Source organism: Nocardia sp. NPDC019395 (assembly GCF_040632335.1).
Classification (GTDB): domain Bacteria; phylum Actinomycetota; class Actinomycetes; order Mycobacteriales; family Mycobacteriaceae; genus Nocardia.
On record NZ_JBEYBT010000021.1, the window covers coordinates 74,194 to 84,647 of the forward strand.

General features: G+C 64.6%; 8 protein-coding genes and 1 tRNA gene. 5 read left to right on the forward strand and 4 right to left on the reverse strand.

What is annotated here, in order from left to right:
- Positions 1-743 precede the first annotated feature (743 nt).
- Positions 744-1,601, reverse strand: coding sequence for a GntR family transcriptional regulator (locus tag ABZ827_RS28180; RefSeq protein ID WP_357242950.1), 858 nt, complete (start codon positions 1,599-1,601; stop codon positions 744-746).
- 501 nt (positions 1,602-2,102) lie between these two features.
- Between ABZ827_RS28180 and ABZ827_RS28185 the strand changes: the two genes are divergently transcribed.
- The 4 genes from ABZ827_RS28185 (at position 2,103) to ABZ827_RS28200 (ending at position 5,785) form a co-directional block, all read left to right on the forward strand.
- The gene (locus ABZ827_RS28185) at positions 2,103-2,681 is read left to right on the forward strand and encodes a helix-turn-helix transcriptional regulator (protein WP_357242953.1); all 579 of its coding nucleotides are present in this window, start codon (positions 2,103-2,105) and stop codon (positions 2,679-2,681) included.
- On the forward strand, positions 2,678-4,354 hold the full coding sequence (locus ABZ827_RS28190; protein ID WP_357242956.1) for a replication initiator: 1,677 nt from the start codon (positions 2,678-2,680) through the stop codon (positions 4,352-4,354). Before ABZ827_RS28185 ends, ABZ827_RS28190 begins: the two co-directional genes overlap by 4 nt.
- Positions 4,355-4,364: 10 nt before the next feature.
- Positions 4,365-4,571, forward strand: a complete 207-nt coding sequence (locus ABZ827_RS28195) for a DNA-binding protein (protein WP_357242959.1) — start codon at positions 4,365-4,367, stop codon at positions 4,569-4,571.
- Positions 4,572-4,690: 119 nt separating this feature from the next.
- On the forward strand, positions 4,691-5,785 hold the full coding sequence (locus tag ABZ827_RS28200; RefSeq protein WP_357242962.1) for a site-specific integrase: 1,095 nt from the start codon (positions 4,691-4,693) through the stop codon (positions 5,783-5,785).
- 16 nt (positions 5,786-5,801) lie between these two features.
- Here ABZ827_RS28200 and ABZ827_RS28205 read toward each other — a convergent pair.
- Positions 5,802-5,874, reverse strand: a tRNA-Arg gene (locus ABZ827_RS28205).
- Positions 5,875-5,950: 76 nt separating this feature from the next.
- Positions 5,951-7,411 (reverse strand): NAD(P)/FAD-dependent oxidoreductase, encoded by a 1,461-nt coding sequence (locus tag ABZ827_RS28210; protein WP_357242965.1) that lies wholly within the window; start codon positions 7,409-7,411, stop codon positions 5,951-5,953.
- A gap of 569 nt (positions 7,412-7,980) precedes the next feature.
- Here ABZ827_RS28210 and ABZ827_RS28215 point away from each other — a divergent pair.
- Positions 7,981-9,618, forward strand: a complete 1,638-nt coding sequence (locus ABZ827_RS28215) for a long-chain fatty acid--CoA ligase (RefSeq protein WP_357242968.1) — start codon at positions 7,981-7,983, stop codon at positions 9,616-9,618.
- A gap of 49 nt (positions 9,619-9,667) precedes the next feature.
- On the opposite strand, the gene ABZ827_RS28220 is transcribed toward ABZ827_RS28215, so the two are convergent.
- Positions 9,668-10,060, reverse strand: a complete 393-nt coding sequence (locus tag ABZ827_RS28220) for an SCO5389 family protein (RefSeq protein ID WP_357242971.1) — start codon at positions 10,058-10,060, stop codon at positions 9,668-9,670.
- Positions 10,061-10,454 lie beyond the last annotated feature (394 nt).

Here is a 10,454-nt window from a genome sequence, read left to right on the forward strand (position 1 = left end):
CAGCCAGCTTGTAGAGAAGCCCTAGCGCTTCAAGTTTCCGGCCCTTAGCTTGAGGGGCCAAGCAGCGACACAAGCCAGCTTGAACGGTCACCTGTTCCGCTATGACCTGCGCTCTGTCGCGGCGGGATGGAAGCCAACGCGGTTGGTCTGGCCTGATCGAAGTGTGGACCCCACGCAGAGTTAACGGCGGTGGATGTTCTCCCCCGCCGCTGCGCCGTCCGGGCGACTTCCTTCCCCTGCTTCCTCATAGTGGCCATCCTGAGCTGAGGGAGGTCGTGTCAAGGGCGCTCTTTCCCTTGACTCGGCCGAGTGAGGTCAGACAATCGGGCCATGAGGAGGCAGGGATTACGCAACCAGCCCAGTCTCCACGTACGGAGGTCGCCATGAGATTCGTTCGGCAATCCATCCGCGCAGGTCAGATCGGTGTCGAACTTCCTGCGACCGGACCACAGCCGGTTGACCGGGCAGAGTGCCGGCCGATTCGTGTGCGACTGCGGGAGGTAAGACGGGTACGGCTCTCGTCGTGCCCACACTTCTCGGTTATCGAAAATCAGCCATCTCGGATCGGTGGCTATGGCGCCAGCCGCGCCGCTGTCGGCCGACGCGCCGCGCTGGCCAAGCCTGCGCCGGTCTGCGCGGTTGCGTGGCGGACGGCGGCGGCGCGTAAGCGCCGTCGCCCTTGATCCTATATAGCGAAATTCGGCAACAACCGCCGATAGTGACGGACCATGACTCTGGGCCAATCACGGCGTAGCTTCGCGACGGAAGCCCTCGATGAGTCGCTGAGCCTGCGCGCGCAAGGGCTCGCTGTCCGGGTTGTTTTCGACGATGACGTGATCGACAGGAAGCCCGAAGGAGAGGTCGAGTCCACTGCTGTACTTCTCCCAGTTCGAGAGCTTCCAGGTATCTCGAGCGGCCCCGCGTCGCCTCAAGTAGGTCAGCATGGTCTCGCGAGTGCACCGAACCCACACGAAGGTGACATCCGCTCCTGCCGCTTCAGCCCGTGACATGGACTGATCCAGCCAGGAGCGGTCAGCAAATTCCCGGATGTACGGTGCGGCGGCGACCACAGAGTTTCCGCAGTCAAGGTTTTCTTGCACCACCGCGGCCAGTGCGTCGTACTCCCTGGGTCGTATGCGAGTCAGATAGATATCGGACTCGCGATCATCGATGGTGGACCCAAGATCTTCGAGTGCGGGTTCGATCAGTGGCCGCGCCATGGTGTCCTTGTCGAGGAACGCCCAGTTGGTTTCTCTGGTCAAGGTCCGAGCGAACTCGCTCTTACCGCTGCCCGCGTACCCCCCGATGTAGACGACACGTGATCGGGTCGGCCGGGCAGGAGCGGCCAGAGTCAGGGCCAATGAGGTCGGTGTTGTGACGACGCGGCCGGAGCGGTCGTGACTGGTGATGTAGCCGTCTGCGGCCAGTTGGTCCATGGCTTTCGTGATCGTGAGTTGACTGGCCTGCCATTCCTGCGCCAGAGCTCTCGTGGTGGGCAGCCTCTGGCCGTCGCGCAGCCTCCCCGACTCGATGTCGTTCCGAATGGCCTGGGCGATTCGGAGGTGCGCCGGCGGATTGGACGAGTGCTGTGGGCGTACCACTGAGATCTCCTTTAGTAGCAGTTGCCACCCTGAGGGTATCAGGTGCTCCTAGCCGTGACCTGCGCAAACACTTCCGAACCGAAATCAGCCAACGAAAGTACTTGCTTCCAAACGAAAGCAATTGCTACTGTTCATGTAACGCGCAACACATGGGCAGGGAGGCTTGGGGATGAAGATCAGGGCGGTTCACGAGACAGGGGTTCTTCGTCCCTCGCGATTGAACTTGGCGGGCTGGTGCGCGTATTGCACTGAGCGGTACTGCGATTCGGCGAGTTGCATCACCCGGCACGCGGTGTCGTCCTGGGAAGTGTGCTCGGAGTGTGACGGGTGTGAGTACACCGATATCGAGACGTTGGAGCGGTGCCCGAACTGCGTCAGTGGGGTGATGCAGGTGCTTCCGGATCGCCCGGTGCTGGCTGCGGTGGCCGATGTGCGCCCAGGGGTCGTGTTTGAGTCCTGGCCTGCTGGTGGCGGTGCGCCGGTTCGCTGGACGGGCCGGTGATGACGGTGACCGTGAACGCTGTTGTTTGCGATGGGCGCGGGCCGCTGAGGGCGCTGGTGCAGCAGCGGAACCTGACCAGTTATCGGGAGTTTCGGCGGGAGTTCGATCGGGTCGCGCGGCGGTTGGATCGCAATGCCTCGGGTCATGTTCCCGCTCCGGCCACTGTGCAGCTGTGGATGGCTGGCCAGTTGCCTCGGGATATGTTCCGCCGTCGGGTGCTGGAAGCGATGTTCCCGGAACTCGCCGGCTTGGTCCCGCAACAGATCGACGTGGCGGCTGCACCGGGTTCGCCTCGGGCGTTGGGGGAGGCGTTGAAGCAGGCGCGGACTGTCGCCGGTGTCAGTCAGGGCGAATTGGCTCGGGAATGCCTGCTGGATCGGACGGTGGTGTCGAAGGCCGAGGCTGGCCAGCGGATGCCATCGCGGCGGTTCTGGGCTGAGGCCGATATTGCTCTTGCTGCTGATGGGGTGCTCGTCGGCGCCTATGACCGGTGGGCTCAGGCTCAGGATGCGCCCCGGTCCAGTGTCCGTGTGCTGGCCCGTCACCGTAGTGGTGGTCGTATGGCGGTGGTCGCATGACAGCGGCGCTTTCACGGCAGACTGCGGCGCAGCGTCGTAGCCTTCCGGACTTCCGGGATATCGCCCAGTCGCTGGCCGAGAAGGAGCACATCTGTGCACGGCCGATCCCGATGCGCGGGTTCGATCAGGACGCCGGGACCATGGTCTACGTCGGTGCCCCGTGTAAGTCGACGGTGGCGTCTGTGTGCCCGGCGTGTGCGGAGAAGGCCCGGTTCCTGCGGATCACCCAGTGCCGGGAGGGCTGGCACCTCGACCGTGACCCCGAACCCGACAAGGCCGGACCGACTGAGCATCAGACCGGTCTGCTGGCTGCCCGGTCCGACTTGTTCGATACCTACCGGCAGGCCAAGGCCGACGGCGATCAGGACATGATGTCCGGGATTCGGGAAGTCGTGGCCGACCTGGACCAGGAGATGCGTGAGTCCGGGTTCCGTGGCCGGCTACCCGATTTCGACCGGGAACCCAGAGCTCGGCGTACCCGGTCTACTCGTCGGCGCCAGGATGTCCCGGACCTGCCTCGGCTCAAGGTGGAAAAGAACACCGTCGGCCGTGAGTACGCGGGGTATCGGCCCTCGATGTTCATCACGCTCACGATGCCGTCCTATGGTGCGATCAACCGGGACGGCGCCGTGAATGACAAGGGCGAAACGGTGGGGGATGGGTCGCCCCGTGATCCGGAGTCCTATGACTACGAGCGTGCTGCCCGCGATGTCGTGCATTTCTCGGCGTTGTTGTACCGGTGGATTCAGAATCTGCGCCGGGCCGTGGGCTGGAACATCCAGTACTACGGGACCGTGGAACCGCAGAAACGCGGAGCTCCGCACCTGCACATCCTGATCCGGGGCACGGTGTCCCGTGAGATCGTCCGGCAGGTCACCGCGGCGACCTATCAGAGTGTGTGGTGGCCTCCGCACGACCGGGCCAGCGAGGTCTACCCCGGCGATATCGTCCCGGTCTGGGATCCGGCACGCATGACGTTCGTGGACCCGGATGCCGGTTCATCGCTGCTGGGTTTCGAGGACGTGCAGGACCTGTTAGCGGATGTGGACGACCTCGAACCCGCTCATGTGGTCCGGTTCGGTGAGCAGATGGACCGCGCCGATATCCAGGGAATGATCCCGGGCCGCAAGGCCGATCGCACCGTCGGCTACGTCACGAAGTACCTCACGAAGTCCATCGCGGAAGTCCTGGAAACCGATTCCGACCGGACGCGGCGTCACTATGACCGGCTGCACGAGGAGTTGCAGCACACGCCGTGCTCGAACCGGTGCCCGGTCTGGCTTCGGTACGGCATTGTCCCGGTCGGCGCGAACGAGAAGACCATCCCCGGCCGGTGCAAGAGCAAAGCCCACCGGCGAGACACCCTCGGCGTGCGCGGTCAGCGGGTCCAGGTCTCGCGGCAGTGGTCGGGCAAGACCCTCCCGGATCACAAGGACGACCGCGCGGAATTCGTTCGGCAACTCCTCGCCGCCGTCGGGATCGTCAAACCTGACAACCCGAACCTCAAACTCTCTGTGGTCAAACCCGGCGACCAGTCCGCCCCACCGATCGCCCACCTGGTCATGGCCAACATTGCCCAGCGCAAAGTCTGGCGTGCGGAATACACCCGAGCCCTACTCGCGGCCGGTCCACCAGCACTTCAAGAAATTTCGGCAATACCGGAAGCGGCATAGGGAGAACATGATGAGCGAGGAAGAGACCTACCTTCGCGCCAAGGATTGCGAGGTGCTGACCGGCATTCCGGAAGCTACTTGGCGATGGTGGGCGCATGTCGGCCGTGGCCCGGCAAGCTTCAAACTCGGCCCCCGCCGGCGGGTATGGCGCAAGTCGGTGGTTCTGGCGTGGATCGCTGAGCAGGAGATGCTGACCGGAACCGGTGAGGCTGCCTGATGGCTACCCGCCGCAATCGTCGGTCTGGGGTCGAAGACCGGTGGACCAGGGACGAACACCAGGAGGACGGAACGGTTCGGCGAGTTCCGTCGACCCGCTATGGAACAGGCAAGCGCTGGATGGCCCGTTACGTCGACGGCTCGGGCAAGGAACACGCGAAGAGCTTTGCGCGAAAGACGGATGCTCAGACGTGGCTTGACGGCCAGACTTCGGCAGTGGTCGTGGGATTGCACGCACCACCATCCGCTGGGCGAGTAACCGTCGATGTGGTTGCACAAGCGTGGCTGGCGGGGCATCCCTCGTGGGAACGTGGCACACGGTCGCGGTACGAGTCGATCGTGCAGCGGCATATTCTCCCGAAGTGGGGGAGCGTGCGGCTCGCTGACCTGGTGGATATGCACGACGAACTTCAGGCATGGGTCACTGCCCAGGTGGACGCAGGCGCGGCCGGTGGAACCGTCCGGAAGAACCTCGGTGTGCTGTCCCAGATCTGTGATCACGCGGTAAAGACTCGCAAGATCGCGGTCAACCCGTGCCGCACTGTGGACAGGCCGAAGCAGCGACTCGCCAAGCGGCGCTATCTGTCCGGCGTTGAGGTCGAGCGGCTGGCCGAGCACGCGGGTTCCAACTGGCTCACGGTGATGGTGCTCGCTTACTGTGGTCTGCGATTCGCTGAGCTTGCGGGTATGCAGGGTTCGGCAATCAACATTGGGCGCCGAAGGATTCAGGTCGAGCGGACGATTACCGAGGTGGATGGGCATCTGGTGATCAAGGCTCCGAAGGATCACCAGCGCCGAAGTGTCGCGTTCCCGGCATTCCTGGTCGAGCCGATGAAAGAGCGTGTGGCCGGCCGAAGTGATGAAGCAGAGGTCTTCACGTCGTCGCAGGGTGCGGTCCTGCGGGTGCGGAACATGCGGCGGGATTGGTTCGATGGTGCCGCGAAGGCTGCGGGGTTGGCGGGGCTCACTCCGCACGAGCTTCGGCACACGGCCGCGTCGCTTGCGGTGTCGCAGGGAGCCTCGGTGCTCGCGCTCCAACGGATGCTGGGCCACGACAAGCCGAGTACGACGCTGGACTTCTACGCGGATCTGTTCGATGACGACCTGGACGACGTGGCCACAAGACTCGATTCGGCCCGCACTGGATTCGCTGCGGACTGGCTGCGGACTGGGGGAGTGGCCGGACACAATGGCGTCGAGAAGAAGCCTGCCTGACCTGCGCATATGGTTGTGCCCTCGGCAGGATTCGAACCTGCGACACCCGCTTTAGGAGAGCGGTGCTCTATCCCCTGAGCTACGAGGGCTTGGCCAGCGGCCGGTGGGGAGTCTACCGGGTTACCCGTGCTGGAGTCGCATCGTAGTTCCCGGTCGGGGTGGGCATCAGGCGGCGATCGTGGTTTCGTAGTCGGCGGGGTCGAACTGGCGGGTTTTCCAGCGGTAGAGGAGAGTGGCGCCCGGCCAGTTGTTGGTGATGCGGCCCGAGGCGTTGCGGTACCAGCTGGAGCAGAAGTTCCAGGGGGTGTCCTTCAGGCGTTTCTGGAGCCAGTTGTCCCAGCGCTGTTCGGCTTCCACGCGGGCGGCCAGGCCGCGGCCCGGATGCTCGGCGAGGTAGGCGATGGCCTGGCGGATGTAGCGGGCCTGGGATTCCAGCATGTAGATGATGGAGCCCGAGCCGACGTTCGTGTTCGGGCCGTACATCATGAACAGGTTGGGGAACTCGGGGACAGAAACACCGAGGTAGGCGCGGGCGCCTTCGGCGGCCCAGGTGTCGGCGAGTTTGCGGCCGCCGGTGCCGTAGATGTTCATGGGGGCAAGGAATTCGGTGCCCTTGAAGCCGGTGCCGTAGACGATGACGTCGACGTCGTGGTGGATCCCGTCGGCCGTGCGGACACCCGTGGGGGTGATCTCGGTGATCGCGTTGGTCTCCACGGTGACGTTCGGCCGGCCGAGGGCGGGGAAGTAGTCGTTGGAGAACAGGGCGCGTTTGCAGCCGGCCGCGTAGTCGGGAGTGAGTTTTTCGCGCAGGATCGGATCGGGGATCTGTTTGGCGCGGTGGTGTTCGGCGACCTTCAGGACGGGGGCCTGGATGCCCTGCAGGTCGGTGAGGGCCAGTGCCATCACTTCGAAGAACAGCCACCAGCCGAAGCGTTCTGCCCAGCGGACCGGCGGCAGGTATTTGAAGACGGCGTGGTGGCGGGCCACGTATTCCGCGTCCGCCTTCGGCAGGACCCAGGCCGCGGAACGTTGGAAGAGGGTGAGGTGTTCGGCGAGCGGCTGGATGCGGGGGATGTACTGGATCGCGCTGGCGCCGGTGCCGATACAGGCCACGCGCTTGCCGGTGAGGTCGACGGAGTGATCCCATTCGGCCGAATGGAAGGCCGGGCCGGTGAAGGTGTCGATACCGGGGATATTCGGCATGGCGGGGCGGGAGAGCTGGCCGACGGCGGAGATCAGGACGTCGGCGGTGAGTAGTTCGCCGTCGGTGGTGCGGATCTGCCATTTCGCGCGTGCTTCGTCGTACTCGGCGTCGCTGATCTCGGTGCCGAAACGGATCTTGCGCTCGAGATCGTATTTGCCGACCACGCCGCGCATGTAGTCGTGGATATCGGCCTGCTCTGAGAAGCGGCGGGGCCAATCGGAGCGCGGTGCGTAGGACCAGGAATAGAGCGGAGACGGCACATCGCAGGCCGCGCCGGGGTAGGTGTTCTCCCGCCATACGCCGCCGAGGTCCTGGGCGCGTTCGACGATGGTGAAATCGCCTATCCCGGACCGCAGGAGTTCGAGTCCCATACCGAGCCCACCGAACCCGGCCCCGATGATGATGATCGACGGCGTTGTCATGTTCCAAGGGTAGGTCGACGGCCGCGTCCGTCCGAAGGGAACGAAGGACAGCGAATCAATATTTTCGGCCACAATTCGACGGACTGGAGGCGCTGCCCGTGCATCTGTAAGTGATCCGGCCGTTATCTACTCGGACAGTTCCTATCCGGGATAACGACAGGTCGTAAGGCTGGCCCCATGTTGTATTCATCCCATCAGTCGGTACACGGATCCGGGTCGTGTCTCGTTTAGATGTCATTTCGTTATCTGACTTGGCATCGGGCCGGATTCCCAGCTATGACAGGTGAGTGCTCGGCGGCGATGGCGCAGTGCCGGTGGCCCGCAGGGGGCGTCGCGGGCATTGCGTCTCATCCGCGTCCTACCGCTGCCGTCGCAGCACATTTCCCCCATCCGCTGACCAGCGGTATCGCTGATTTTTCCGGGATTCGCCCTACCTTCACCACGGCGGCCTACTCCACGGTAGTCTTCGGCGGTGTGATGTGAGTCATGGCTACTTCTATGTCTCACCCGTTGGGGTCGGGCTCATATCGCAAGCCGTCTGCCGCCCAGATCAGTAAGGGGTATTTCCGATGTTGAGCACCATGATGGACGACCAGCTCTCGCTGGCGACGCTGCTGCGCTACGCGTCCACCTTCGTCGGCGATTCCACGGTGTCCACCTGGACCGGCGACGGGGTGCGCACGATGACCTACCGCGAGGTCGGCGCCGACTCGGCACGGCTGGCCAATGCCCTGACCGATCTCGGAATCGGACAGGGCGACCGGGTCGGCACCTTCATGTGGAACAACAACGAGCACCTGGTGGCGTATATCGCCATCCCCGCGATGGGGTCGGTGCTGCACGCGCTGAACATCCGGCTGTCGGCCGAGCAACTGATCTATGTGGCCAACCACGCCGAGGACCAGGTGGTGCTGGTCGACGGCAGTCTCGTGCCGATGTTCGCCCAGTACCTGCCCCACCTGAAGACAGTGCGGCACGTGATCGTTGTCAATGGGGATGTCGCGGCCGTGACCGCGCCGGCCGGCGTCACGGTGCACGACTACGCCGAACTGATCGCGAAGTACCCGGACACCTACGACTTCCCGGTTCTCGACGAACGAACCGCGGCGGCGATGTGCTACACCTCCGGCACCACCGGCGACCCGAAAGGTGTCGTCTACTCGCACCGGTCCAACTGGTTGCATGCCATGCAGGCGATCGCCCCGTCCGGGATGGGACTGCGCACCGATGACACGGTGCTCGGCATCGTGCCCATGTTCCACGCCAATGCCTGGGGGCTGCCGTACGCGGCGTTGATGACCGGCGCGAATGTGATCATGCCGGACCGGTTCCTGCAGCCGGTGCCGCTGCTGGAGATCATGGACGCGTTGAAGCCGACGTTCGCCGCCGCGGTGCCGACCATCTGGGGCGGAGTGCTCGCCGCGCTGGCCGCCGCCCCGCAGGACATCACCCATCTGCGCGCGGTGGTGGTCGGCGGTTCGGCCGCACCGCCCTCGATGATGAAGGCGTTCGAGGAGAAGCATGGGGTGACGGTGGTACACGCCTGGGGGATGACCGAAACTTCGCCGCTGGGCAGTCTGGCCCACCCGCCGCACGGGGTGAGCGCCGAGGAGGCGTGGGAATACCGGGTCACCCAGGGCCGGTTCCCGGTCGGTGTCCAGGCCCGTCTGGTGGGTGACGACGGGAATGTGGTGCCCAACGACGGAAAATCGCTGGGCGAACTGGAGGTGCGCGGTCCCTGGATCACCGGTTCCTACTACTCGCCCGACGGCGTTGCCGTGGACCCGGGCAAGTTCGACGACGGCTGGTTGCGCACCGGGGACGTCGGCAAGATCACCCCGAACGGCTATCTGACCCTGGTGGACCGGTCGAAGGATGTGATCAAGTCCGGTGGTGAATGGATCTCGTCGGTGGACCTGGAGAACGCGGTGATGGGGCATCCCGCCGTGGCCGAAGCGGCTGTTATCGGTATACCGGACGAGAAATGGGACGAGCGGCCGCTGGCGGCGATCGTGGTGGCGGAAGGGGCCGCGGTGGCGCCGCAGGAATTGCGTGAGTTCCTGGCCGGCCGCTTCGCGAAATGGCAGCTGCCGGAGTATTGGACCTTCATCGAGGAGGTCCCCAAGACGAGCGTCGGCAAATTCGACAAGAAGCGGCTGCGCGCGCAGCACGCCGACGGGGAGCTGGATATCACGATCGTGCACTGAACCGGAAGACGCGGTCCCCGGCGCGAATCCGCACCGGGGACCGGCGATCTCAGCAGTTGCGCAGTTCGGGACTCTGGTTGAGCAACTGGGCCCGGGGGCTGATGAACCGGCTGTAGGTTTCACCACCGACGGATGCGAGCGGGAACGCCGCGACCCGGTGGCAGTTCTGGAAGGCCAGCTTTACGCCGAAATGGCGTTCCAGTCCGCCGCGGATGGCGTCGGAGGCGAGGGCGCGCAGCAGTTGGCCGCGTGCGGTCTCGTCCGGCGGGGCTACTTCGTTATCGGCGAATTCCGCGGTGCCGGACTGTAATTCACCGGCGACGCGGCTGACGACCTCCCATGCGTAGGGCAGGGAGGTACGGACACATTCGACGAATTCGGCGTCGGCGATATCGCCGCTCTCGGCGCGTTCGAGCAGGGCGGTGGGGACATCTAGGGACACGGCGACCTCCTGGGGTCAACTCGTCTGTGCGACAGGTGATGCGGGGAACCCGCGGCAGATCTGCCGTGCCGAGTCTAATCGGAATTGGTTGTCAATAACAGTGGATCGGGGGTGAAAGTTGTTCGGGTGGTGGTGTTCCTGTTCTTCGGGGGGGTTTGTGGGGCGGGAGGTGGAATGTGAAGGTGGCTGTGGATTTGGCGGGGTGGGCGGCAGAAGGTGGTGGTGAGAGGGGTGGGTCGGGGAGGTGATAAGCGGGACAGTTCGTGAAGGTTCTGTGTTTTTGGCGCCGCCTGCGGCGGCGCGGGTTCGGGGCCCCCTTGGTCTCGTTCTTCACTCCCGCCGGTCGGTCGCTGCGCTCCCTTCCTCTGGTCGCTCCAGAACGAGACGGGCCCCG

What these genes read in the sequence shown, in the direction of transcription:
- ABZ827_RS28200 (WP_357242962.1), top strand. Translation starts at nt 4,691, where the DNA reads ATGGCCCGTTACGTCGACGGCTCGGGCAAGGAACACGCGAAGAGCTTT.
- ABZ827_RS28190 (WP_357242956.1), top strand. Translation starts at nt 2,678, where the DNA reads ATGACAGCGGCGCTTTCACGGCAGACTGCGGCGCAGCGTCGTAGCCTT.
- ABZ827_RS28195 (WP_357242959.1), top strand. Translation starts at nt 4,365, where the DNA reads ATGAGCGAGGAAGAGACCTACCTTCGCGCCAAGGATTGCGAGGTGCTG.
- ABZ827_RS28210 (WP_357242965.1), bottom strand. Translation starts at nt 7,411, where the DNA reads ATGACAACGCCGTCGATCATCATCATCGGGGCCGGGTTCGGTGGGCTC.
- ABZ827_RS28185 (WP_357242953.1), top strand. Translation starts at nt 2,103, where the DNA reads ATGACGGTGACCGTGAACGCTGTTGTTTGCGATGGGCGCGGGCCGCTG.
- ABZ827_RS28215 (WP_357242968.1), top strand. Translation starts at nt 7,981, where the DNA reads ATGTTGAGCACCATGATGGACGACCAGCTCTCGCTGGCGACGCTGCTG.